Origin of the sequence: Cellvibrio chitinivorans (assembly GCF_035117775.1) — a bacterium.
Classification (GTDB): domain Bacteria; phylum Pseudomonadota; class Gammaproteobacteria; order Pseudomonadales; family Cellvibrionaceae; genus Cellvibrio; species Cellvibrio chitinivorans.
The window spans coordinates 488,317-510,645 of the sequence record NZ_JAYKKN010000001.1; the positions used below are offsets into that span (position 1 = coordinate 488,317).

Annotated in this window: 28 protein-coding genes; 17 read left to right on the plus strand and 11 right to left on the minus strand. The window is 45.1% G+C overall.

The genetic code is table 11. The annotated features are described in order from the left end of the window. The first annotated feature begins 39 nt into the window (after window positions 1-39). From SPL68_RS02080 to SPL68_RS02095, 4 genes are all read left to right on the plus strand, one after another. Window positions 40-525: a chemotaxis protein CheW gene (locus SPL68_RS02080; protein WP_323813404.1), complete on the plus strand. Its 486-nt coding sequence runs from the start codon at window positions 40-42 to the stop codon at window positions 523-525. Between the two features lie 185 nt (window positions 526-710). Then, complete coding sequence (locus SPL68_RS02085; protein ID WP_323813405.1) at window positions 711-1,049, plus strand: FKBP-type peptidyl-prolyl cis-trans isomerase; 339 nt, start codon at window positions 711-713, stop codon at window positions 1,047-1,049. A gap of 595 nt (window positions 1,050-1,644) precedes the next feature. Further along, the gene (locus SPL68_RS02090; protein ID WP_323813406.1) at window positions 1,645-2,226 is read left to right on the plus strand and encodes an SLATT domain-containing protein; all 582 of its coding nucleotides are present in this window, start codon (window positions 1,645-1,647) and stop codon (window positions 2,224-2,226) included. Then, complete coding sequence (locus tag SPL68_RS02095) at window positions 2,223-3,554, plus strand: reverse transcriptase domain-containing protein (protein WP_323813407.1); 1,332 nt, start codon at window positions 2,223-2,225, stop codon at window positions 3,552-3,554. Before SPL68_RS02090 ends, SPL68_RS02095 begins: the two co-directional genes overlap by 4 nt. A 98-nt stretch (window positions 3,555-3,652) precedes the next feature. Here SPL68_RS02095 and SPL68_RS02100 read toward each other — a convergent pair whose 3' ends face one another. Then, window positions 3,653-3,970 (minus strand): CcdB family protein, encoded by a 318-nt coding sequence (locus SPL68_RS02100; protein WP_323813408.1) that lies wholly within the window; start codon window positions 3,968-3,970, stop codon window positions 3,653-3,655. Continuing rightward, entirely contained in the window at window positions 3,971-4,216 is a 246-nt protein-coding gene (locus tag SPL68_RS02105; RefSeq protein WP_323813409.1) for a type II toxin-antitoxin system CcdA family antitoxin, read from the minus strand. Between the two features lie 182 nt (window positions 4,217-4,398). Between SPL68_RS02105 and SPL68_RS02110 the strand changes: the two genes are divergently transcribed. The 12 genes from SPL68_RS02110 (at window position 4,399) to SPL68_RS02165 (ending at window position 13,574) form a co-directional block, all read left to right on the plus strand. Next, window positions 4,399-4,626, plus strand: a complete 228-nt coding sequence (locus SPL68_RS02110) for an AbrB/MazE/SpoVT family DNA-binding domain-containing protein (protein WP_323813410.1) — start codon at window positions 4,399-4,401, stop codon at window positions 4,624-4,626. Further along, the gene (locus SPL68_RS02115; RefSeq protein WP_323813411.1) at window positions 4,616-5,017 is read left to right on the plus strand and encodes a PIN domain-containing protein; all 402 of its coding nucleotides are present in this window, start codon (window positions 4,616-4,618) and stop codon (window positions 5,015-5,017) included. The genes SPL68_RS02110 and SPL68_RS02115 overlap by 11 nt, the downstream gene beginning before the upstream one ends. Window positions 5,018-5,204: 187 nt before the next feature. Then, window positions 5,205-5,693: an Rrf2 family transcriptional regulator gene (locus tag SPL68_RS02120; RefSeq protein WP_323813412.1), complete on the plus strand. Its 489-nt coding sequence runs from the start codon at window positions 5,205-5,207 to the stop codon at window positions 5,691-5,693. Window positions 5,694-5,696: 3 nt separating this feature from the next. Further along, window positions 5,697-6,593, plus strand: coding sequence for an NAD(P)/FAD-dependent oxidoreductase (locus SPL68_RS02125; RefSeq protein ID WP_323813413.1), 897 nt, complete (start codon window positions 5,697-5,699; stop codon window positions 6,591-6,593). 106 nt (window positions 6,594-6,699) lie between these two features. Next, on the plus strand, window positions 6,700-7,809 hold the full coding sequence (locus tag SPL68_RS02130; RefSeq protein WP_323813414.1) for a hypothetical protein: 1,110 nt from the start codon (window positions 6,700-6,702) through the stop codon (window positions 7,807-7,809). Between the two features lie 217 nt (window positions 7,810-8,026). After that, window positions 8,027-8,959, plus strand: a complete 933-nt coding sequence (locus tag SPL68_RS02135; protein ID WP_323813415.1) for a family 43 glycosylhydrolase — start codon at window positions 8,027-8,029, stop codon at window positions 8,957-8,959. A gap of 251 nt (window positions 8,960-9,210) precedes the next feature. Further along, complete coding sequence (gene dcm / locus SPL68_RS02140) at window positions 9,211-10,458, plus strand: DNA (cytosine-5-)-methyltransferase (protein ID WP_323813416.1); 1,248 nt, start codon at window positions 9,211-9,213, stop codon at window positions 10,456-10,458. A 21-nt stretch (window positions 10,459-10,479) separates the two neighbouring features. Next, window positions 10,480-10,749, plus strand: a complete 270-nt coding sequence (locus tag SPL68_RS02145) for a hypothetical protein (RefSeq protein WP_323813417.1) — start codon at window positions 10,480-10,482, stop codon at window positions 10,747-10,749. A 19-nt stretch (window positions 10,750-10,768) separates the two neighbouring features. Then, entirely contained in the window at window positions 10,769-12,163 is a 1,395-nt protein-coding gene (locus SPL68_RS02150; protein ID WP_323813418.1) for an MvaI/BcnI family restriction endonuclease, read from the plus strand. Between the two features lie 7 nt (window positions 12,164-12,170). Beyond that, the gene (locus SPL68_RS02155; protein WP_323813419.1) at window positions 12,171-12,623 is read left to right on the plus strand and encodes a very short patch repair endonuclease; all 453 of its coding nucleotides are present in this window, start codon (window positions 12,171-12,173) and stop codon (window positions 12,621-12,623) included. 65 nt (window positions 12,624-12,688) lie between these two features. Continuing rightward, a complete protein-coding gene (locus SPL68_RS02160) occupies window positions 12,689-12,919 on the plus strand; it encodes a hypothetical protein (protein WP_323813420.1) in 231 nt (76 codons plus the stop codon). 22 nt (window positions 12,920-12,941) lie between these two features. Further along, entirely contained in the window at window positions 12,942-13,574 is a 633-nt protein-coding gene (locus SPL68_RS02165) for an FMN-binding negative transcriptional regulator (protein ID WP_323813421.1), read from the plus strand. Window positions 13,575-13,605: 31 nt separating this feature from the next. Here SPL68_RS02165 and SPL68_RS02170 read toward each other — a convergent pair whose 3' ends face one another. The 9 genes from SPL68_RS02170 to SPL68_RS02210 form a co-directional block, all read right to left on the minus strand. Then, window positions 13,606-13,863: a hypothetical protein gene (locus SPL68_RS02170; RefSeq protein WP_323813422.1), complete on the minus strand. Its 258-nt coding sequence runs from the start codon at window positions 13,861-13,863 to the stop codon at window positions 13,606-13,608. 129 nt (window positions 13,864-13,992) lie between these two features. Continuing rightward, the gene (locus SPL68_RS02175) at window positions 13,993-14,259 is read right to left on the minus strand and encodes a DksA/TraR family C4-type zinc finger protein (protein WP_323813423.1); all 267 of its coding nucleotides are present in this window, start codon (window positions 14,257-14,259) and stop codon (window positions 13,993-13,995) included. Between the two features lie 97 nt (window positions 14,260-14,356). After that, on the minus strand, window positions 14,357-14,827 hold the full coding sequence (locus SPL68_RS02180) for a tRNA-uridine aminocarboxypropyltransferase (RefSeq protein ID WP_323813424.1): 471 nt from the start codon (window positions 14,825-14,827) through the stop codon (window positions 14,357-14,359). Window positions 14,828-14,837: 10 nt separating this feature from the next. Continuing rightward, the gene (locus tag SPL68_RS02185) at window positions 14,838-15,563 is read right to left on the minus strand and encodes a 16S rRNA (uracil(1498)-N(3))-methyltransferase (RefSeq protein ID WP_323813425.1); all 726 of its coding nucleotides are present in this window, start codon (window positions 15,561-15,563) and stop codon (window positions 14,838-14,840) included. Window positions 15,564-15,592: 29 nt separating this feature from the next. Further along, on the minus strand, window positions 15,593-16,663 hold the full coding sequence (locus SPL68_RS02190) for a prenyltransferase/squalene oxidase repeat-containing protein (RefSeq protein ID WP_323813426.1): 1,071 nt from the start codon (window positions 16,661-16,663) through the stop codon (window positions 15,593-15,595). Next, on the minus strand, window positions 16,663-17,373 hold the full coding sequence (locus tag SPL68_RS02195) for a class I SAM-dependent methyltransferase (protein WP_323813427.1): 711 nt from the start codon (window positions 17,371-17,373) through the stop codon (window positions 16,663-16,665). The genes SPL68_RS02190 and SPL68_RS02195 overlap by 1 nt, the downstream gene beginning before the upstream one ends. Next, window positions 17,360-18,727 (minus strand): glycosyltransferase family 4 protein, encoded by a 1,368-nt coding sequence (locus tag SPL68_RS02200; RefSeq protein ID WP_323813428.1) that lies wholly within the window; start codon window positions 18,725-18,727, stop codon window positions 17,360-17,362. The genes SPL68_RS02195 and SPL68_RS02200 overlap by 14 nt, the downstream gene beginning before the upstream one ends. Window positions 18,728-18,874: 147 nt before the next feature. Further along, on the minus strand, window positions 18,875-19,438 hold the full coding sequence (locus tag SPL68_RS02205; protein ID WP_323813429.1) for an outer membrane beta-barrel protein: 564 nt from the start codon (window positions 19,436-19,438) through the stop codon (window positions 18,875-18,877). Window positions 19,439-19,899: 461 nt separating this feature from the next. Beyond that, window positions 19,900-21,042 carry a DUF5924 family protein gene (locus tag SPL68_RS02210; RefSeq protein ID WP_323813430.1) on the minus strand — a complete coding sequence of 381 codons (1,143 nt, stop codon included), beginning with the start codon at window positions 21,040-21,042 and terminating at the stop codon, window positions 19,900-19,902. A 478-nt stretch (window positions 21,043-21,520) separates the two neighbouring features. On the opposite strand from SPL68_RS02210, the gene SPL68_RS02215 reads away from it, so the two are divergent. Next, the gene (locus SPL68_RS02215; RefSeq protein WP_323813431.1) at window positions 21,521-22,282 is read left to right on the plus strand and encodes a CPBP family intramembrane glutamic endopeptidase; all 762 of its coding nucleotides are present in this window, start codon (window positions 21,521-21,523) and stop codon (window positions 22,280-22,282) included. Window positions 22,283-22,329: the final 47 nt, after the last annotated feature.

The window sequence follows — 22,329 nt, forward strand, 5'->3', positions numbered from 1 at the left end:
CGCATTGATAATACAGAACAAAACCGACAGGATTAGCCCATGAGAGCACCACAGCGCATCGAGAAAAAAGTACAAGAAGTCGCCAGCCTGCTCATCCCCTTGCAAGGGCGCCAGCTGCTCGCACCCAACGTGACAGTCGCAGAAATTGTGCCTGTATCCCAAGTGGTGCCGGTGCAGGATGCACCCGCGTGGTACTTGGGCAATTGCAGCTGGCGCGAACAAACCATTCCGCTGCTGTCGTTTGAAGTCATGAACGGCGAAGACAAACCCAACCTCGCCCAGCGCTCGCGTTTTGCCGTGCTAAACACCACCGGCCAGCACGAATCCCTACCTTTTCTCGCCATCCTCACCCAAGGCTTACCGCGTTTGGCGCGGGTAACCGAAGAGGAAATCAGCGAACGCGAAGACGCCGACAACAAAGCTTTTGAATTGATGCATGTATCTTGGGCGGGCGAAGAAGCGGTAATTCCCCATGTGGAAGCAATGGAGCGCGCGTTTCTCGACTATTTGCATTTGGATAATTAAGAGGCATTTAGATAATTAGGGCATTTAGATAACTAAGCTTTGTTAAACGTTAAACAGCCCCGCGAGCCGATAAATCTCGCGGGCGCATCTAAAAATTTTACCGCTCGGTAAAAAATCATCTTCCAAAACACGTAAAGAGCATTCTTTTTTACCGTACGGTAAAAAAATTAAACCTTCTCAAGACTATGAACGAACTGATCATTGAAGACCTGCAACTTGGCGACGGCAAAACCGTCGTCAAAGGCGCCCTTATCACCACCCACTACACCGGCTGGTTAGAAGACGGCACCGAATTCGATTCCTCCCACCGCAGCGGTAAACCCTTCCAATGCGTCATCGGCACCGGCCGTGTTATCAAAGGTTGGGATCAAGGCCTAATGGGCATGCAAGTCGGCGGCAAACGCAAACTCCAAGTTCCCGCCCACCTCGCCTACGGCGAACGCCAAATCGGCGCCCACATCAAACCCAATTCCAACTTAGTGTTTGAGATTGAATTGTTGGAAGTGCTGACGAGGGATGATTAATCCCTCCATACCAAAACCTTGTGTAATGTGATGTATTCCTCAAAATATTGGCTATAGTAGAAAATCACGCCATTGGATTGACATAGGAATAACTACAGGTTGTTAGCCGCTTTCCTTGATGGGAAGACTGTGATTAATCAAATCCAAGATTTTTCGAATAATAAAAAATTAACCGCTGTTTACGGGCCATAAATATAACAGCTAAATATCTTGAGATAGATGTAAAAAAACATATATAGAATTTGCGATACGAATTATGGCCACCCTAATTTTATTTAAGAAATTTTTAAGCTGGCATCATTAAAAATAATGAAGGAAAAGGTTAAAGATTTTCTAATACAAAAATAGAAACTATATTGCATCATAACAATTTTTTATTTTCTTATTTTTGTAAAATAATAAGCTTGCTTAAATGGTTTTCGATAGGGTTTAATCTGCTTCGCCCTGAGATGTGCCAGCTTCGGCAGGCCACTCACTTGTGAGTGCAACTAATATTGAAGAGCTCGCCTCTTAGTCTTCGGACTTGCCCGGCAACGGGTGTTAACTCAATGTAACTAAATGACATCTCAGGGCATCTCTTTTAAGGAAATAAATAATGGCATTTTCAGACAATATATGGTGGACCAGAAAAGCAAAAATTCATGCTGAAAAAAGAATTTTATCTAATGCATTCCAAGCTCAAATTCTTCTACTTTGGTACTCCTTTTTTGGAGTTGCAGTTTCCATCTATTATTTAAAAACCTCATCCCAAGAGGATAACGTTTCCGGAATTGCTTGGGTAATTTATTCTGTACTTGTTTTATGTATATCAGGTTTTATAAATGGATTATCTTTTAAAGAAAGAGCAGGGCTTATTAAAGAATGCTATGAAACTCTAAATAACATCTATCGAAGAGTTAAACATTATGAATCGCTAAATTCTCCAGATCTATCAACAGAAAAATTCTCCGAAGAATATGAACAAATTTTAGGAGTGTGCGAAAACCACCTAACTATCGATTATTACAGCGCTCTATGTGAAAGTTATCTCACAACGGAATCAAAAGAATTAAATAGAGTTCCAACTAAATATATTTGGCTTTATGTGGCTTGGTACAAAATTAAACGACTCCTAATAATGATTTTATTTTACCTATTACCAGTCGCAATATTCTTACAATTGAGGTGTATTGATTGACTGTCGAAAAACTCTTTAAAAAATCCTTCTCTAAAGAACGTTTAGAGAAAATATTTACCGATTATGTAATTTACTCAGGCGCCACTGGGATAGATAACCTAGATCAGTATGCATTTAGAAAACAACTAAATGAACAAATAGATATACTTTCAAGAAAAGTCGAATCATCAACCTATAAATTCTCCAAATATAAATTAAAACTAGTTAGCAAAGGGCGAAACAAAATACCCCGAGAAATTTCGATTCCTACCGTCAGGGATCGTATTGCATTAAGAGCCCTATGTGATTTTTTAGGTGCTCACTATAAAAATACAATTAATTTTGATTTACCTCAAAATATAGTGAAGAAAGTTAAGTCTGATGTTTCATCAGGTAGGTATGATGGCTATATAAAACTTGATATCACTAATTTTTATCCTTCTGTCCGGCATGATGAATTACTTAGTCGACTTAGAAAAAAGATTAGAGACCAGAATATTCTGGATTTTATTTTCAGTGCATTGACGTCACCAACCGTCACGGTTTCAAAGCCTAGCGATTCACGTGTTAATAAAGGTGTCCCACAAGGCTTAGCCATTTCAAATATTTTAGCGGCGATATACCTAATTAATATTGATCGGTATTTGTCATCATTACCTAAGGTAAGTTGTTATCGTTACGTGGATGATGTACTTATTTTTTGCAGCCGAACTGATGCTGAAAGTATTGCTAGAGAGATTATCAAACGGTTTTCCAAAATTGGACTTCAAGTACATGACCCTATAAAAGCCCCAGAAAAATCCAGTATTGGATCTATCATTGATAGCTTTGATTATTTGGGGTATCAATTTTCAAACAGTTTAATCAGTGCACGACAAGGTAGTGTGGAAAAATTAAAATCCTCTTTAGTTGCAATATTTACTACTCACGCCCACTCCAAGGGAAAAAATGAAAATTTTTTACTATGGCGATTAAATTTGCGTATCACGGGCTGTGTTTTTGAAAACAAAAGCAAGGGTTGGTTATTTTTTTTCGCAGAAATTAATGACGAAAAACTTTTGCACACACTTGACAACCATGTCAAAAAACTATGCCGCAGATTTAATGTTGACGTGACTCCGAAAAAGTTTGTCCGAGCTTTTAAAGAGTTAACTCACAAAAGATATGAAACAAACTACATACCAAATTTTGATAAATATGATATCGATATGATGAGGGCTGTTTTAGTTGATTATTTTGGCATGAATGTATCGAAACTTGAAGATGAAGAGGTTAAGTTTGAATTTCATAAGAGAGTTGGGAGACAAGTTAAAGACCTACTTTCCGATGTAAAAGATTTTGGATATTAAAATTAGAAGCATGTAGGTACGATTAGCGCAGCGTAATCGTACGCATGAAATCAATCGACAATTTTTAAAAGGCAAGGAAATGCCTAACTCAATTGCGATTAAATCCCGCTAAAAAGAAAATCCAAGGCGTTTAAAATTTCTGTTCTTGCGGATTCAACATTCGCGACTTCTTCGCCTAATTCCTTGCGCTGAATACCTGCTAATTGCGGGGTGAGCATTAAATAATCTACGTTTTCAATCGTCAGCACTGGGGTTAGCTGCGCCAACATTTGAGCTTTGTTTGTGGCAAGTTTTTTGAGTGGGACTACGACAGTCGTTTGGAGTGATTCGAGCAAATTTGTTTGTATATCCAAGAGCAATGGAATGTCGTTTTTGCTGTGTGGATTTTTATTTTGGTAAACACTGAACTGCGCCATTTAGAAGCTCCGCAGTCCATCGCTGAACACACCGTTTTCATCAACGGCCTTGTTGTAGGCCGCAATCGAATCTTTGTTTTGTTCCAACCACTGCTGAGCTTGTTTGGCTTTTATCTGGTTGGTAAGCGCCTGCTCTAAAGTTGCGGAGAGGTTTATCTCCAAGTCTTTTGCCTTCTTCAGCAAGTCGCTATTGATGCTCAGGTTTGTCGGCTTTTTCGGGGCGTTTTGGTCGTAAACTGCAAGCATAGCTGCCTCCTTTAATTTCATGCGCATATGTTATGCGCATTACTATTAGTGAGCAATTGTGTAAAGCTCGCCTAACGACAACGACTTGGCTGCGCGCCAATAATCAGCTTGCACAAATTTTACTCAATGATATACATTGATAAATATGTATATCCAAGGGCACATTCAGATAGGTACACATCATGCAAATTGCGAAATGGGGTAATAGTCTGGCGCTGCGAATTCCTGCGAATGTCGCTAAATCTTTAGCGCTGAAAGCCGGAGACGAAGTGGAAATTGTGGCGTCGCCTACTGGTTTTGAAGTCATTAAAGACGAAAGCAAAGCCAAAGCACTGGAAACGCTTGGCCGCTTCACTGGCCGCTTGCCCCGCAACTTCACCTTCAATCGGGATGAAATTAATGAGAGATAGGATTTTTCTCGACACCAATATTCTGGTGTACGCCCTTCTGGATGAGGGCAGCAAACAACAAACCGCACTCGAATTGGTTCAGACGGGCTGTGTGATCAGCACTCAGGTGCTCAACGAATTTGCACAGGTCGCACGCAAAAAGGCCAAACTGGAATGGCACGAAATCGCTGACCTCAGCCACGCCATACAAACGCTCTCTGAAGTCATTCCGTTGACTCAGGAAATCCACAACATCGGGCTGGCGATTGCGACGCAATATGGCTACAGCTTTTACGATTCCCTGATTATTGCGGCGGCGCTTGAAAGCCGATGCGATCTGCTGGCGTCAGAAGACATGCAAAACGCGCAAACGATAAATCAGCTACGTATAACCAACCCATTTCACACCTGAGCAACTGCCAATTCAGGTTAATCCTTATCTGCCTATATAAACCTCTTCATTTACCTAATCCCACATCACGTAACAATATTTATGTAACAACAAAAGTTGCATAAGTTAATTTAATGGATTACCTTTTCACGTAACCAATTTAGTTACGTGAATTTGATTGCTCTGCCGATCAAACAAAAGGTGATTTATGAAACGCGATTCAAGACTCTCGGGCGTGCTGCACGTTCTTCTGCATATGGCTGAGGTGGGTACGCCCATGACCTCGGAAGCCTTGGCGCAGATGATGAAAACCAATCCGGTGGTGATCCGCCGGGTGCTGGCGGGGCTGCGCGAGCATCAGTTGGTCTGCTCGGAGAAAGGCCACGGCGGTGGTTGGAAGCTGTGCCGCGAGTTGGACAGCATCACCCTCTACGACATCTATCAGGCGCTGAACCAACCCAGGCTACTGGCGATGGGCAACCGCACCGAGTCGCCCGGTTGTTTGGTGGAAGAGGCGGTCAACAACGCGCTCAACTCGACGTTTGCCGAAGCCGAAGCCCTGCTGCTGGCGCGTTTTCGCGCTGTCACCCTCGCCCAACTCAGCGCCGATTTCCACCAGCGTATGCAGGCGCGCGGTTTCTCCGGCACCCACGAACATGCCATTTTCCCCCACGAATCCAGCAGTGAAGAGGACTAACCCATGAGCCAGTTTGATGTCATCGTGATTGGCGGCAGTTATGCCGGTATGGCCGCCGCTCTGCAAATTGCCCGCGGTCGTCGCCAGGTGTTGGTGATCGACGGCGGTGTGCGCCGCAACCGTTTCGCCAGTCACTCCCACGGGTTTCTGGGGCAGGATGGAAAATCGCCCAGCGCCATCGCCGAGGATGCCAAAGCACAGTTGCTGGAATATCCCAATCTCACTTGGTTGCAAGGCTTGGTGGATTCAGTAGAAAAGTCCGGCGATAACTTCGCGGTAACGACAAAAGACAATAAAACCTTCAGCGCCAAACGCCTGATTCTCGCCACAGGTGTAAGCGATCACTTACCGGCAATCACAGGAATACAAGAGCGCTGGGGCAAAACCGTGTTCCATTGCCCCTACTGCCACGGCTATGAATTAAATCAGGGCAAACTGGGTGTAATCGCTACCAGCGAGGCATCGTTTCATCAGGCGATGCTGATTCCTGACTGGGGCCCAACTACCCTGTTTACCAACAACTGCTTTACGCCCGATGCGGATCAGCGCACACAATTGGCGGCGCGCGGCGTGAGCATCGAAACAGAGCGAGTAACTGAAATTGCAGGCGAGCAGTCGGCGATTATCAAGCTCGAAAACGGCAGATTGGTGGAGTTGGCGGGCTTGTTTGTCGCCACACTCATGCAACCATCCAACCGGATTGCGCAGGATTTAGGCTGCGAAATCGCCGAAAGCCCTATGGGTTTTTACGTCAAAACCGACGAATTCAAACAGACCAACGTGCCCGGCGTATTTGCCTGCGGCGACTTGGCGCGGCCTATGGGCAGTGTCACTTTTGCCGTGGGCGATGGCGCTCTGGCGGGGTTTGCGACTCACCGTTCGCTGATTTTTGGACTGTGATGCCAGGGCTTTGCTAACAAAGCTTTGAATATTGAGACTGTTTAAGCGTAGGATTATAAGACAATTAAATCGCCTAATTGGCGACCACTCGCAGCAGATACTAATAATGAACAAGCTCAGTTTCGTTTGTCTGGCCGGTGCCAGTCTCGCCAGCGCCTTCTTTGCGGGGCGCTGGACTGCTCCGCAATTATCACCAACGCCTGATGCTGTTTATCAGCAGCCAGCCGCGTTTAGCCAAGCTCCGGCTGTGCCTGCGCCGCAGCCAGCGCAACCCGCCATCCAGCAGCCACAGATTACAAACTTGCCAGATCAACCCAGCTACCAGCGCGATTGGCTGCAAATGCAAGATTTATTGGAGCTGGCCAAAACCGCGCCCGAAGCAGCACTTGAACAGACGCGCCAGCTTAAAGGCGAACTCCAGCAAGATGCGCAAAACCAGATTCTCGCGCTTTGGGGGCAGACCAATCCGGCACTCGCCTGGCGCTGGCTGGAGTCGAATCACCCTCAGAATAACTCTGCTTTTATCGCACTGATTGGCGCCATCGCCATCACCCAACCCACCGCAACGCTGGACTTTGCCGACCGCTATGCGCAGGCGCAAAGCCCGATTAAAAAAGACATCTACCAAGCGGCGATTCAAGGTTTGGCGCGCGGTGGCCATTACGACTCGGCGGTGTTTTTACTGGATTATCTCGACCAGAACGATGGTTTTCGGCAGGATTTAACCCGCGCATTGGTCGAACAATGGGCGACCTATCAACCGCAATCGGCGCTGGAATGGCTGGTGCAACAACCGGTGCAGACGACCGAAACACCACCCGGCCGCGCCGGAACTATGTTGAGCGACATGCCGAGCGAAACAGCGCAGGACGATGCCCAACAGCAACAAAACGAGCTGCTGGAAAATGCGTATCGCCAGTGGCTGACGGATGATGAAATCGCCGCTGCCAGCTGGCTTGGCAGCCAAACGCCATCGCCTGCATTGGATTCGCTCTTCAGTCAGCTGGTTGAGCAGCAAGCCAATAATCCCGCCCAAGCATTGGCGACGGCTGGTCGCATCCAAAACACCCAGCTCAAGTTGAATAGTTTGTTGAGCCTGCTCTCGCCCATCAAACAATCCGACCCCAATCAGGCCAGCGCCTACATCGACCAATTGGCTTACCTCAACGATAGCCAGCGCAACAGCCTCAAACGCGACTTAGCGCTAGCGCCCTAAACAATTCTTGGGCTCTAACCGATCAATGACGCCCTAAACAACAACTGGCGATTATTTTTACAAACTGCTCTTGCCAGCATCTGATCTGCTCAACTATTATTAATATTGTCTTACAATAAGACACAAAATAAATCCCAGCGCTGCTTATATGCTGATATAGAAGTGCGCGGGATTCCTAAAAATTAGTCATATAAAGATAAAAAGGCTAACTATGAAAATGTCACGTCTACTCCAGCAATGGGGTGCGGTTGCGTCTTTGGCAATCGGCGCTCTTTCACTATCAACCACCGCAACTGCAGGCACTTACACCCTGACCGGCAATCTGGTCACGCACGACCCGGGCATCACCAAAGAGAGCATTTGGTGGCTGGGCGAGACCAGCACCGCGGGCGGTATCGCGATCAAATACTCCACCGACGGCACTAACTGGGTTCAAGGCGTACCCATTTTTGGCGGCGGCCTGAACTGGTGGAAAGCCTATAACGGCAACACCGCCTCCACTTGGGCGCCGGACATTTTCCGTTACAACGGTAATACCTACGTGTTCTATTCCGTATCCACCTTCGGCTCCACCAAATCCGCGATCGGCGTAGCCAAAGCCACCTCTATGGCGACGGGTAACTGGACGGATGGCGGCATAGTAATCGAATCGGCCGCTGGCGCTGGCATCAACGCCATCGACGGCAGCTTCATCCAAAGTGCGGGCGGCGCGCCCTACATGGTGTACGGTTCCTGGAGCAACGGCATCTACGTCACCGCGCTCAACTCCAGCACCATGAAAGCCACCGGCAACTCCTACCGCATCGCCTCAGCGAGCGGCGGTATTGAAGGCCCGAACATTGTGTACAACGGCGGTTACTACTATTTATTCGTCTCCAAAGGTGTTTGCTGCGCTGGTGCAAACAGCACTTATTACATCGCCTACGGCCGCTCGACCAGCTTGTTCGGCCCCTACCTCGACAAGAACGGCGTAGACATGAAAAACGGCGGCGGCACTGTATTTGAAGGTGCAAGCTCAGGCTGGGCAGCCTCAGGCGGACAGTCAGTCGCCAGCGGCCGCATCGCCCGCCACCGCTACTCCAGCAGCAACGGCGCATCGATTCTGTTTATCAGCGACCTGAACTTCTCTGGTGGTTGGCCGACGTTTTAATTGATCAAAGATTTTTGGATGTAGATAACAAAACGGCCGCAAATTTCTGCGGCCGTTTTGTTTTGGTTGGATGTTTGGCTACTTCTTAACGCGATCATTTGCGTGACGCTACGAAAATGATCCAGGAAGCATAGCTAGGAAACCCAACTCCAACGCCACATACTACTGTATATAAATACATAAATATCGCTTGCAAATTGGAAATTTCTTAGGGCATTATGTCCGCATTTATTCCCGCCGGTGAGCAAGATATGAACGATATACACCCCCTACATTTACTTCGTGAAGCCAGAGCAATTTATAGCCAAAGCGACTTGGCAGATATTCTTGGTGTTGATGTAAGAACGATACGACGCTGGGAGGTTCGTGAAAATGAACCGCCGCCTTATTTATCTGATGCTATTCGCCAACGCATATTGCCGCTCATTACACAGCCGAAAAATCAGGAACATCCTTTTACCTTTATTGATTTGTTTGCCGGTATTGGTGGGATAAGGATGGGATTTGAGAAGTTTGGAGGTCATTGCGTATTTACCAGTGAGTGGAATAATTTCTCGCAAAAAACCTATCTGGCAAATTTCCCTGCGGATGAAACTCACATGTTTGCGGGTGACATTACACAAGTACATGAGTCAGATGTCCCTGACCATGATGTTTTATTAGCTGGATTTCCTTGTCAGCCATTTAGCATTGCAGGTGTATCAAAGAAAAATGCTCTAGGCCGTCCTCATGGTTTTGAATGCACAACACAAGGAACTTTGTTTTTTGATGTTGCACGTATTATTGCCGAAAAAAAGCCCAAGGCCTTTCTTCTAGAAAATGTTAAGAATTTAGTTTCGCACGATAAAGGCAATACATTTAAAGTCATTTTGGAAACTTTGCGAGATGAACTGGGCTACCAAGTACATTACAAAGTAATCGATGGACAGCACTTTACTCCCCAACACCGGGAAAGAATTATTATTGTCGGCTTCCTCGAAAAAAATGACTTTTCTTGGGACAAATTAAAGTTGCCATCAACGGGGCCACGTTTATCTTCTATTCTTCACCCACAAGATGGAAGTGAAAAAATTGAAGACCCTTACACAATTGGCGAGAAAGGGAAAATCAATCCAAAGTACACCTTAACTGAAAACCTATGGGCTTACCTGCAAGCCTATAAAGAAAAACACAGCGCTGCTGGAAACGGATTTGGTTTTGGATTGGTAACAGGTGATAGTGTTACGCGCACTTTATCTGCTAGATACTACAAGGATGGCTCTGAAATTCTGGTCTCACAAGGATCACGCAAACGCCCTCGCCGTTTAACTCCTCGCGAGTGTGCAAGATTAATGGGATATCCGGATTCATTTAAAATACCCGTGAGTGATACGCAAGCGTACCGCCAATTTGGCAACAGCGTAGTTGTTCCGGTTATTACAGAAGTCGCTCGACTAGTAACACCCTTTGTGATTGAACATGTACGCGCGGAAAACAAGAATAAGACCAAAGTTAAATAACATCACGCAAGGAGCTTTGAAATGCAAATTTCACGAATACCCAAATTTACAGATCAAACTCTTGATGGGATGAGTTATTGGTTTTCAGAAATGTATGAAAAAGGACTTTTGTTCCACCCTGATGAATCGCCAGAAAATTTAATTTCAATAAAAACTGGAGAGGTTATTTTCAATTCCGATGAAATAACTGAAATCAATATGATAATGAGCATCATGTTTAGCTCCTTTGGGGATCTGGTATATGAGGCTGCATATCCTTATTTTATGAAAAACTTTCATATTCAAGGCTAACCCTAAAAAGCAGAAAAATATGCCTAAAGACGATATTGGAACCTACGATTCTCAAGCATCAAAAGAAATAAACCTTACGATTTTAAAGAAAATCCTAATCGATAATGGTGTAGATAAAATCTATGTTAAAAAATTATCGCCTAACGATAATAGTAAGAATCAACCCTACTTGGGTGGAGATCTGACCGAGCTTTCTTTTATACCAACGGATGAAATAGAACCATCTATTACCAGCTCTACAAAGAAATCAAAAACATCAATTAAGTTTCAAGCCAGTCTGCATTTGGAGTGGATTACTCCAGAAGGGAATTGCATATTAGCTCCACATGCAAAATTAATTTATTACCCACAATATCCGGAAGTCAGGCTATCAGGCTTTTTACGTAACTCAAAAGTGAATATAAGTAAATGGATGGCACCGCAAAAACAAGGACGAAGTGAAGGGCGATGGTTAATTTTTGGAGTATGCAATAATAAAAAAATATATGCCTATCTTGTTACACCTGAAAGCAATCTAGCTAATGAATTAAGTCTGATCTCATTTAAAAGCGTTGGAAGTGTTCTTAGTGAAATCGAGATCGATGAAAAAGAACATGAAGTATCAACAAAAGATTCTCTCATTAGAACGCTCCTGAATATCCATTCCCAAGGATGGATTTCCAGTAGAAAGTTAAACGCTGATTTAACTTATAGCAATTACTCCGCCCCAAATGGCGGTGGTTATACATTGGAATCCCTCCTTAACATTTATCCCAATGGATTCTCAGAACCCGACTACATGGGCTGGGAAGTTAAGCAATTTGGAGTATCAAAGTTTCCATCCAGTGGAGCAAAACCAACAACTTTAATGACGCCAGAACCAAACGGTGGAATATACGTTGAAAAAGGGCCGTCAGCTTTTATCCAAAACTATGGATACCCCGACAAGTCTGGAATACAAGATAGATATAATTTTGGAGGAAAACATACCGCAGGTAAAACTCAGAATTTAACAAATTTAACCATGCAAATTCTTGGGTTTGATGAGAAAAGTTTGTCCATTATAGATCCAAATGGGTCAATTGCATTGATAGATAAAAATGATCAAATTGCTGCATCATGGAGCTTTGCAAAGTTGATCGATCACTGGAAAAGAAAACACTCACAAGCTGTTTATGTTCCTTGTTTATCCAGAATCAATACAGTAACAGGCCTTAAGGAATATCATTTTGGAAATAATCTGGAATTAGGTGAAGGAACTAATTTTGAGGTTTTTCTTGCCGCAGTACAAACCGGTACAATTTTTTATGACCCGGGAATTAAAATGGAAAATGCATCAAGCACTTCACCTAAAATAAAAAGAAGAAGCCAATTTCGAGTCAATCATAAAGATATAAAAAATCTGTACAACAAGTATGAAATACTAAACACATAACACTGATATGGATAAAGTTTCATCAGGACAACGATCCGTAATGATGGCGGGTATTAAAAACAAAAATACCCGAGGAGAAATGACTATCCGCAAAGGATTGCATAAACTAGGTTTTCGTTATCAATTACATAGAAAGGATCTGCCCGGCAAGCCTGATCTGGTATTACCTAAACATCACGCAGTTATATTCGTAAATGGCTGCTTTTGGCATGCACACAACTGCCACATGTTCAAATGGCCGTCTACTCGTATCGAGTTTTGGAAAGAAAAAATAGGATCAAACAAAATTCGCGATGAGCGAAATATTTATGCCTGTGAAGAGCTTGGCTGGAAAGTATTGGTCATTTGGGAATGTGCTCTAAAAGGCAAAACCCGCCGCAATCTCAATGAAGTTATTCATACTACAGCCAATTGGCTTTTATATGATTCACAATCAGCGGAAATTACTGGCAAGTTGTGACTTTTAGTCCGTAGACGAAATCACGGCAGAATCCGAAAATACACATAACAACAGAGGATGCTGCCATGAAAAACTATTCTGTTACCGAACAAATTCACGGATCTATTGAGGAAGAATTCAAAGATTACACTATTTACATTGAAAATAATCCTGATCCTTATAGAGAAGGATTTGAATGGTCGATATGTAAAGATAATGAAATATTAGAATCCAATCTTGCATTCACAGTTGAAGATGCTTTTCAAGAAGCGAAAACTGCAATTGATACGTTACTTAACAACACATTAGCTGAATAATTCGTACTTAAAATAGGGATTATTGAAATTGCGCTTGTGTGCACACAAGTCAAACCAAGGAATAACAATGTACATCCCAAAGCCATTTGAAATTACGGACGATAATGAGAAGTTTGCTTTTATTCAGGAAAACGCATTTGGGCAGCTAATCTCTCAGCTTAATGGCAAAATATTTTCCACCCATATGCCATTTTTATTATCGGAAGATAAAACAAAAATTTACGGGCATTTGGCAATTGCTAACCCGCAACACACTCAGTTAGCAGGGCAAGAGGTATTGATTACCTTGGAAGGTGCTCATGGATATGTTTCGCCTTCTTGGTATAACTCTCCGGGCGTTCCCACATGGAATTATCAAGCTGTTCATATTTATGGCGTTTGTTCACTAATCGACGATGCAGAAAAGCTGAAATACGTTGTGGATGCACTAACGCAAAAATACGAAAGTGCGTTTAAAAAACCTTGGCAGCCTGAGTACAAAGCAGCGATGTTAAATGCCATTGTCGGAGTAGAGATTGCGATTACTGAAATTCAGTGTAAATACAAACTTAGTCAAAATCGTTCGCGCGAAGATCAGCAACAAGTAGCTGCACAATTAAAATCAAACGGGCTTGTTGCACTCGCGGCTGCGATGGATGCCATTCAGAATAGTTAACGAAACTGGCTGGCCTGTTCCATCACATACATTAAATACGTGTTAAAACATATTCAGCATAATAAAGCGGCATAACGATATTGGTTTGCTCATCTACGCCTGAACCTTGAGTGCCAGTTAGCTTGAGAGTTTTATGAGGGCTGCATTTTTCAATGTAGGATTGTAATGATCTGGCGCGAGTGCGTTTTCCGCTTTTTACTTCCACGGGAACTACATTGCCATCGTCATTGGTAATGATGAACTCTATTTCTGCACGTGCATCACTTAAGTACTCGCTTGAATCAGGCATCTACCTAAGCTAATAGGAGAGAGACCACACTTTTATGCGCATAAAAGTGTAACCATCAAGCTTTCTCTATGAATTAAGTGTTTCGCTTAGGTTTTCCCAAAGTGGCTAGCAGAGAAGGGAAACACGGAGTTATCGTAACTGACTGTCTTTGCTGCCGCGTCGGTTGATGGGGGAATAAAGGGTTTCGTTTTCGTCGTGTGCTTGTTGGCAGCTAACGCATAAGCGCACGCCGGGTATGGCGTTGCGCCGCGCTTGCGGTATGGGTGCATCGCATTCTTCGCAATGGGTTAAGCTTTCGCCTTCAGGTAGACGGCTGCGCGCGAGCTGTACGGCGTCTTCAATGCTCGCATCAATTTGGTCTTGCACGGCTCCGTCTTTCGCCCATCCGCCTGCCATAGTTGCACCCTCGCTAAAATTAACTAATGAAAGCTTTATACAGTTTAGGCGAGTAAAGCCTGTTATGTTGGGGTTCGTTCCTCACCCCAACCTACATTTAGGTGCGGATTATTTTTGAATTAAAAATCGCAAACTCTGCCTCTAATCGCTCAGCAATGTCTGTGTGATTTTTTGCTCTGAGTATTTCCATTACACATTCAGCAGTACACAAACCTCCCTCCGGTTGATTGCGTCTTAGTTGATATTGGGAAACAGTTTGGGACTTTATCTGCGCTTTAGGTAGGTTTTTTAAATAAAGGCTTTTATTAAACATTTTGCGGGCTTCCTGCCAGGTGGAATCCAACAAAATGATATTTTCAAATGCGTCTATCGCGACTGCATCGGCATCATCTACCGGGTAGAGCAATAGCGTATTGTTATTACTGATTGTATTCAGCAAAGACGGATCAGAAGTGTTTCTCGCCCAGACTATTCGCTCTACTATTTCAGGCGCGACTCTCGCTGCCAAAGCTCCTGTATTGGTTGCGCGCAATAGTTCTCGCTCATGGGTGAGTAAAAATATTTTCATTTGCTAGCTATTAAAAATCTCCCCACAAATACTGCACCAAGCTAATTGCCGCGACTGGTGCTGTCTCGGTTCTTAATACCCTTGGGCCGAGCGTTAAAGCATTGAATTGTTTTGCTTGGGCAAGAGCAATTTCGCTTTCACTCAGGCCACCTTCCGGGCCAATCAATAAACTGACGCTTTGCGGTTTTTGTTCGGCGGGCAGGCTTTTGCTGTCGCGGTGATGAAGGACGAAGCGTAGATCTGAATCTACTGTGTTTAACCAATCGGAAATCTGTACGGGTGATGATAGCTCCGGCACTAAATTGCGTTGGCATTGTTCACAGGCGCTGATGATGATGTGTTGCCAGCGGTCGTGCAGTTTTTCTTGCCTGTCGCCGCCGGTTTTTACTTCGGTACGCTCGGTAATCAGCGGTGTGATTTTAGTGGCGCCGAGTTCAGTTGCTTTTTGCAGTACCCATTCAAAGCGTTCGCCGCGCGATATACCAATCGCCAATTCCAATTGCAGTGGCGATTCGCGGTTGTCCGCAGTATGTTCGGCTATTAATACACTCACGTATTTTTTGTTGACTTCGCTAATGGTCGCGGCAAATTCTCCGCCTGTGCCGTTAAATAAAATCAGCTCGCGCCCGGCTTGCATACGCAAGACTTTGCTCAGATGGTGCGACGCGGCTTCTTCCAGTTTGATTAACTCGCCGGTAACTAAAGCTTGTTCGGTATGAATTCGTGGGATACGCATAATTGTTCTTGGCAATAAATAGGTTGAGATTAATGTTCAGTCGTGCGCGATAATTCGGTGATCTGCTTTTCAATAGCCGATTGCAAAAACAAATTGGCGGCGGCGGTATGTTGCGTAAGCGCGTCAGCAGCGAGCAGAATTGCACCTGCGGTCCAGGTAGTTTTTTCGCGCGGCCAGATGACTTGATCGCGGAAATTAAAACCCGTCCAGTAGCCGCCGTCTTCATCTTTAAATTGAAACAACCAGCTAAATAAATTAACCGCTTTAGCGTGTTCGCCTGCCGCTAAAAGCGCTAGCGTGAGTTCGCAAGATTCTGCCACTGTTACCCAAGGCTCATCGCTGACGCAGCGGCAGCCGATGTTATTTTCTACAAAAGTTTTCCATTTTTCTTCTATCCGCTGTTGCGCGGCTTTGCCTTCAACAACACCAGTGAGAATGGGATAAAACCAATCCATAGAGAAACGGGTTTTTGGCTCCCAGGTGCGGTCAAAACATTCCGGGTGCTGGCGCAAGGTATTGCCTAGTTTTTTCCAGCAGCTCATCCAGTGTGCGGATTCTTCACCCAGTGTTTGGGCAATTAATAAAGCGCACTCCAAACTTTTATAGATGGAGCTGGATGCGGTGACTAATGCATCTTTTTTTGCGCTGCCATCTTGCGCGACTGCCCAATAAATTTCGCCAGTGGGCGCTTGATAGCGCAGCACAAAATCTATCGCTTTTTTTACTGCTGGAAAAAATTCGCGCAGAACGGTTTTATCGCCCGTGATTAAAAAGTAATGCCAAATACCGGTAGCGATATAGGCAATAAAATTAGTTTCGCGGTGATTTCTATCGACCGCTTCATCACCCAGATAATTGGCCCACCAGCTGCCATCTTCAAGTTGTTCATTCGCCAGCCATTCATAAGCACGGCGCGCGGCAGTTAGTTCGCCGCCAATCGTTAAGCCCATAGCGGCTTCGATATGATCCCAAGGATCGGCTTTGCCATCTTCAAACCAAGGGATACAACCGTTGGGCAATTGGGTTTGCAAAATATAATTGATGGTTGGGCGCAATAGGCTCTCGGGGAAAAAGCCTTTGGAAAGTAATAAATTTTTCATTATGAATTCTCTTTCCTGAAATACATCACCACACTTTTCCCCATTATCGGATTGAGGAATTTTTCCAGCGTTTGGGTGAGCCAGGGTTTTTCCATTAAGTCCCACACCAATAGGCGGTGATAGAGTTTGATCAGCGGATTGGAATCCTGTGTTTTCCACCAGAGGCATTTCATCCACCAAAAAGGCGAGTGAAGCGCGTGCGCCCAGTGGCGTTTATAAAATTGAAATGGCTGCTGTTCAATTTCGCGACGCAAAAGCTGGCCGTTAAAGATGCGAATGTGGCCGCCTTCGACTTGATGATATTCATCGCTCAGCCACCAGCAGATTTTTTCTGGCCAAGCGCGCGGCACCGTAACAGCGAGCAGGCCGCCGGGTTTTAAGATGCGTTCAATTTCCACCAGCACGGCTTGATAGTCGGGAATATGTTCCAGCACTTCACTGCAAATAATTTTATCGAAGCTGTGGTCGGCAAAGGGCAAACCTGTGGCATCGGCCTGTTGCAAATAAAATTTTTTGTTTTGCGATTGCTGATCAAAAGGTAAAAATCGTTCGCGGCTGGTAAGCAGATCGCGGTGATTTAAATCGACACCTATGGCGGTGACATCGCCGTGCAGATAGGCATTGATCACATGGCGGCCTTCGCCGCAGCCGAGATCCAATACCAGGTCACCAGTCTTTAATGGAAAATCGCGAAAGTTAATCGTAAGCATTTTGTACCTGCTCGCTCGCTAATTCACGATTATCGAGTTGATTATCTTGCGGCTGATTCAGAGTTTGAAAATAAAAACGTTCCATTTTTTTAGCCACACAATCCCAACTGAGTTGTTGCAGGATATGCTCCCTACCCTGCACCCCTAATTGCTCGCGCGCACTGTCGTCGGTCAACAATGCATTTAGCGCTTGCTGTAAAGCATCTACATTGCCAGCGCGCACTAGTCGCGCAGCATCGCCGACGACTTCCGGCAGTGCGCCGCCATCGCTGCAAATCAACGGCACGCCGCAAGCCATAGCTTCAGCGGCGGGCAAACCAAAACCTTCGTAAAGTGACGGCACTATGGCGATACTTGCCTGCGCATATTCAGCGACCAGTTCATCGTTACTGATGCCGGATTTAAATTGCACTGCTGTTTGCAGATTCAGTGCATGCAATTCTTTTTCAGTCTCACCGTTTTCTTTTAATTTTCCGATAACGGTTAAGTGCAATTCAGGAAATTCAGCGCGCAATTTTTCTAACGCACGCAGCAATACACTTAAACCCTTTAAAGGTTGATCGGACGATGCAGTGGTAATTAATCTAAATGGTATGCGTGTGATATTTTCCAAAGGCCTAAAAATACTGGTATCAACACCGTTGGAAATGACGTGAATTTTTTCAGCGGGTCGATCAAAGGCCGCAACAATATCCTGCTGCGACTGTTTGGAAACAGTGATTACATGATTCAATTGCTGCACAACTTTTTTCTGCATCGCCAAAAAGCTGTACCAGCGATTGATTAACCAGCGCTGGCCTTTGGTTGTTGCTGCAGCGAGCGCGAGATCGCGATCTTGCGTGATGGGGTGATGCACTGTGGCGATGACATTCACACCGCGCTTTTGCAAAGCGAGCAAACCGTAACAGAGGCTTTGGTTGTCGTGAACAATATCGTAGAGGGGTTTATTTTTTTTGAAGTAGCGATTCAAACGGCGGCCAAAACTATAAGGCTCACCAAAGCCGCCACTTAACTTGCTCCACCACTCGGAAAAATCCGCGAGCGACAACAAGTGTTTTAATTTGAGCGCGCGCGTGGGATTGGGGTGTGCGTATAGATCAAGACTGGGCAATTGAATCAGGCGCACGCGCGGATCAAGCTCGGGATAAGGCGGGCCGGAAATGACATCCACCTGATGGCCTAATTCCACCAACGCTTTGCTCAGATAATGCAGATAAATCCCCTGCCCACCCACATGGGGATGACTGCGGTAGCCGAGCAGTGCAATACGCAAACCCTTACCGGTGCGCGGCGCTGATTGTGCATCGGCGGAAACATCAAGCTGGGGTTTGTAAGCAACGGGTTGATAAGACATGGAGCACATTTACCTGAAAGTTTTGCGCATTATAGGCGCAGCAGGTATTTGGCGACCATTCTCAGTTAATACTAGAGGATTACCACAGGCTGTTCATATCAGAACAGAGAGATAAACCACCTGATTGAAAATCAGGTGGTTTGGCGATTAAAAACCGTAAGTCAGCGCAATAGAAAGGCTGGAAAGTGTAGTCTCTTCAATTTTCGCGAATTGGCTATATTCCAGACGCATACCCAGTTTTTCAGTAAAAGCATAACTACCACCTACGCCAAAAATAGCTTTGGTTTCAGATTCGCTTGAACTTTCACTGTAACTTTCACCCCAACCGCTAGCGGTAGATTTACTGTCAATATCAATTTTGCCGACGCCCAAACGTCCATATAAATTAACTTTCTCATTTAACGGGTAGTTAGCTAGCAGAGAGATCTGCAGTGCGCTGACATCAGTATCATCATGAAACTCAACATCTTCGTAAACTTCATCATCGTTAAAATTCATCATGTCGCGATAAGCAAACTCAACCGCCCAAGTTGGGTTAAATTTGTATCCGAGTCCCAAACCAAAGCCATTTTCACTTTGACTAATGCTCACATCTTCAACGTCTGCCTCCGCTTTGTTGCGCTCAAAATCTGCGAATACATAGATTCCGGCGGCAAAAGAAGGAAAAGAGAGAGTAGAAAATAGAGCGGCAGCAATTATTTGCTTTTTCATAAAAAGTCCTTAATAAATCCCTGTAGAGCATCCATTATGCTCATCAAGCTGATTGATAGATGTAACTGTTTGTGCGCAAATTGATTCGTCCAACAGACAAAATTTTGCGGCATGGATTCTATCTAATGCAATGATGACTAAACAGCGTTAATCAAAAAATTGCTGTTCATTCTTACTCTTTTTCATCGCCCCAAAACCATTTCAAACAATTACATTTATTTCAATCAATAACTCAATGCTCCCGAGTCGCATCTACTTTTTTATCAATCAGCGCCAAGGTTAAACCACCAACAAATAACAGCGCCAATACACCAACAAGTGTCACAGTAGCAACGATTCCTGAAATAACCATCTCTATGCCCTCTCTGGATTTATCACGCTCGATTGCGTGCTCAAGGACAGTGTGCGCTATTGCCTGTGCGGGTTATTGATATAGATCAAATCGCATCCAGAAGCTGTATTTATTGCTCTTCTTCAACAATCTTCATAATGGTGGATTTCATCGCATCATCAGCAGTGACGGGTGCAGGAGTGATGCCTGTGGGCGACGCCGAGGATTCAGCCGCTGCTATCTTCTCCGCTGAATCGACCACTTGAAAGCGCAGTATGCCGATAACCTGATTGGCTTCGGTGACTACCTTTATTTGCCAGCGCCCGAGCGCATGCGCAGGGAAATTTTGTTTGTGTGACCAAGCGCGATAACCCGCTGCGCGACCACCGTTGATATCCAACGGTACTTTATCGATCAGGCGCCCATTGAGCCGCCACTCGTGGTAAATCCGCTCGTTCAAACCGCGTGGCGCGTGTATCGCGGTGTAGGCGTAAAGCCCTTGATGTAGCTGCTCTGGGCTGATGACTTTGAGCACTTTGTCGGGCGAACGGGTGCGGTTATCGATGTGGTCGGTAATCGCCACCTGCGTCAGCCAAAGTGTTGCAGGCGGCACCCAGGGGCGCAGTAAATAGGCAGATGCCGCCGTCACCGCGCCTAACATCACTACTGCCAGAATACGCTTCCACCAGCTCCAGCGCATTTCATTGGCCACACTGGGCAAGGTGATTGCCAAGGCAATGGCAAGCGACCAGAAGTAGCTTTTGGCCGTGGGAATCTGAAAGAGAATTGGCAAAGCCGTGAGCAAAACCGCAAACAAGGTGATGCCATGAAAGCAGAAATAGAGCCAGCGACGCGGTGCCAGCCAACGGAAGTAAAGTGGATCAATAATGGATACAAACGCGGAAACTAACAGCAGCCCGGTAAACACCATCTGCCCGCTATTCCAAGAGGTGGTAATAAAGAAGAAGGGGATTATAAAAAACAGGCTTTCCTGATGTACCAACTGGGCAAAGTAGTTCATCAGTGAGGATGGCAGCTGCAGGCCGAACCAGCTGGAGACAAAGCGGCGCAGAAACTTTTCCACCATCAGCCAGACCCAGCTAGCTAACATAAGAATCGCGATTAGCTGGGCGATTTCCTCTTTGCGCTCGACCAGAAAAAAACTGGCCAGCCCCGAGCAAAAGCCAAACAGCGGCATCGCCCAGGGATAGCGCTCGGTCAGATCAACAATACGTGGCACCCAGAGGGTCAGGGTCTTGAACACAGTAGCCATGACAATTATCCGAATTATCCTGTCATTAAGGCGATCAGAATAACCCTATAGCCCCTTGGTTTATGTTTGCTAAAGCGCAGACGCCGCAATTTTCAGCGTACGGCAGCAAGCCACTTAGTGCTCGCGTTTTGCATCCAGATGCTTATCCACCGCGGCAAGGGCAACGCCCGCAAGCAAGAACAGCGCTAAGGCACCAATCAACAGAACAGATCCAACAATCGCTGAGATAGACATAGTCAGTGCTCCCATAGAGTTGTGAGTAATCGGTTTGTGGTGATGATCACCACTCCTAAGCATAGCTTGCCGTGAGTGACAGGCAGCCGTGTTGAGGCAGATCGATGAAAGTGGTATTCCGTTTAGACCATGCCATCACCCTCACATCCTGCTTTTTAACCCTTAATCACTTGCGTCCTAAATTGATAATCGCAATCCACCACAATAAGCGCCAATCAATAATCCATCGACCAGAGAGACCATAATGGCTGTCCAAAAAACACTAAAACCGGCGATCTATTTATTCATTCTGGGATTTGCCGGGGTTGTATCGATTGCACCACTGATTCCCAAGTTACTGGCATTACAACCTGAACCCTTACCTATACCCATGGCTGCCATTCAGGCACTCACGATTCTCCAATCATCTGTTTTACTGTTTTTAATGGTGTGGCTGGGAGGGATTTGCGCAAATAAAGTGGGCTTGGCCGCACCCGTGATTGCGGCTATCGCCAGCTCCCGCAATATGGTTAGCGCATTAAAACCTCAGCTTATTCCGGCCATTATCGGCGGTATTGCCGGTGGAATATTGATAGTGATATTTTCGGACGCACTTTCGCCTTATCTTCCACCTGACTTTATTCGTGCCGGTGAAAAGCTTACGCCTCCCTGGTACACCAAAATACTATACGGGGGCATTACTGAAGAAATTCTAGTGCGATGGGGCTTGATGTCATTTTTTGTGTGGGGTTTTTATCATCTTACCCAAACCAAAGGCACGGCGATAAAAACGCATAATTACTTGCTAGCGATTATAGTATCCGCATTAGTGTTTGGCGCCGGCCATCTTCCGACTGTCTTAATGCTATCGCCAGACATCAGTACATCCCTAATTTTTTATATTGTTTTCGCCAATGCCGTATTCGGTTTTATTGCCGGATATTTATATTGGAAATATGGCTTGGAATCTGCGATAGGCGCACACATGATTGCGCACCTGACTATGCTTATTAATAGCGGACTATGATTATTAGCAGCGGAATTATCTAATAAAATAATTATTAAGGAACCCAA

Coding starts and splice junctions, on each gene's coding strand:
- SPL68_RS02080 (WP_323813404.1), top strand. CDS start 40: ATGAGAGCACCACAGCGCATCGAGAAAAAAGTACAAGAAGTCGCCAGC.
- SPL68_RS02085 (WP_323813405.1), top strand. CDS start 711: ATGAACGAACTGATCATTGAAGACCTGCAACTTGGCGACGGCAAAACC.
- SPL68_RS02090 (WP_323813406.1), top strand. CDS start 1,645: ATGGCATTTTCAGACAATATATGGTGGACCAGAAAAGCAAAAATTCAT.
- SPL68_RS02100 (WP_323813408.1), bottom strand. CDS start 3,970: ATGGCGCAGTTCAGTGTTTACCAAAATAAAAATCCACACAGCAAAAAC.
- SPL68_RS02105 (WP_323813409.1), bottom strand. CDS start 4,216: ATGCTTGCAGTTTACGACCAAAACGCCCCGAAAAAGCCGACAAACCTG.
- SPL68_RS02110 (WP_323813410.1), top strand. CDS start 4,399: ATGCAAATTGCGAAATGGGGTAATAGTCTGGCGCTGCGAATTCCTGCG.
- SPL68_RS02115 (WP_323813411.1), top strand. CDS start 4,616: ATGAGAGATAGGATTTTTCTCGACACCAATATTCTGGTGTACGCCCTT.
- SPL68_RS02120 (WP_323813412.1), top strand. CDS start 5,205: ATGAAACGCGATTCAAGACTCTCGGGCGTGCTGCACGTTCTTCTGCAT.
- SPL68_RS02125 (WP_323813413.1), top strand. CDS start 5,697: ATGAGCCAGTTTGATGTCATCGTGATTGGCGGCAGTTATGCCGGTATG.
- SPL68_RS02130 (WP_323813414.1), top strand. CDS start 6,700: ATGAACAAGCTCAGTTTCGTTTGTCTGGCCGGTGCCAGTCTCGCCAGC.
- SPL68_RS02135 (WP_323813415.1), top strand. CDS start 8,027: ATGTCACGTCTACTCCAGCAATGGGGTGCGGTTGCGTCTTTGGCAATC.
- dcm (WP_323813416.1), top strand. CDS start 9,211: ATGAACGATATACACCCCCTACATTTACTTCGTGAAGCCAGAGCAATT.
- SPL68_RS02145 (WP_323813417.1), top strand. CDS start 10,480: ATGCAAATTTCACGAATACCCAAATTTACAGATCAAACTCTTGATGGG.
- SPL68_RS02150 (WP_323813418.1), top strand. CDS start 10,769: ATGCCTAAAGACGATATTGGAACCTACGATTCTCAAGCATCAAAAGAA.
- SPL68_RS02155 (WP_323813419.1), top strand. CDS start 12,171: ATGGATAAAGTTTCATCAGGACAACGATCCGTAATGATGGCGGGTATT.
- SPL68_RS02160 (WP_323813420.1), top strand. CDS start 12,689: ATGAAAAACTATTCTGTTACCGAACAAATTCACGGATCTATTGAGGAA.
- SPL68_RS02170 (WP_323813422.1), bottom strand. CDS start 13,863: ATGCCTGATTCAAGCGAGTACTTAAGTGATGCACGTGCAGAAATAGAG.
- SPL68_RS02175 (WP_323813423.1), bottom strand. CDS start 14,259: ATGGCAGGCGGATGGGCGAAAGACGGAGCCGTGCAAGACCAAATTGAT.
- SPL68_RS02180 (WP_323813424.1), bottom strand. CDS start 14,827: ATGAAAATATTTTTACTCACCCATGAGCGAGAACTATTGCGCGCAACC.
- SPL68_RS02185 (WP_323813425.1), bottom strand. CDS start 15,563: ATGCGTATCCCACGAATTCATACCGAACAAGCTTTAGTTACCGGCGAG.
- SPL68_RS02190 (WP_323813426.1), bottom strand. CDS start 16,663: ATGAAAAATTTATTACTTTCCAAAGGCTTTTTCCCCGAGAGCCTATTG.
- SPL68_RS02195 (WP_323813427.1), bottom strand. CDS start 17,373: ATGCTTACGATTAACTTTCGCGATTTTCCATTAAAGACTGGTGACCTG.
- SPL68_RS02200 (WP_323813428.1), bottom strand. CDS start 18,727: ATGTCTTATCAACCCGTTGCTTACAAACCCCAGCTTGATGTTTCCGCC.
- SPL68_RS02205 (WP_323813429.1), bottom strand. CDS start 19,438: ATGAAAAAGCAAATAATTGCTGCCGCTCTATTTTCTACTCTCTCTTTT.
- SPL68_RS02210 (WP_323813430.1), bottom strand. CDS start 21,042: ATGGCTACTGTGTTCAAGACCCTGACCCTCTGGGTGCCACGTATTGTT.
- SPL68_RS02215 (WP_323813431.1), top strand. CDS start 21,521: ATGGCTGTCCAAAAAACACTAAAACCGGCGATCTATTTATTCATTCTG.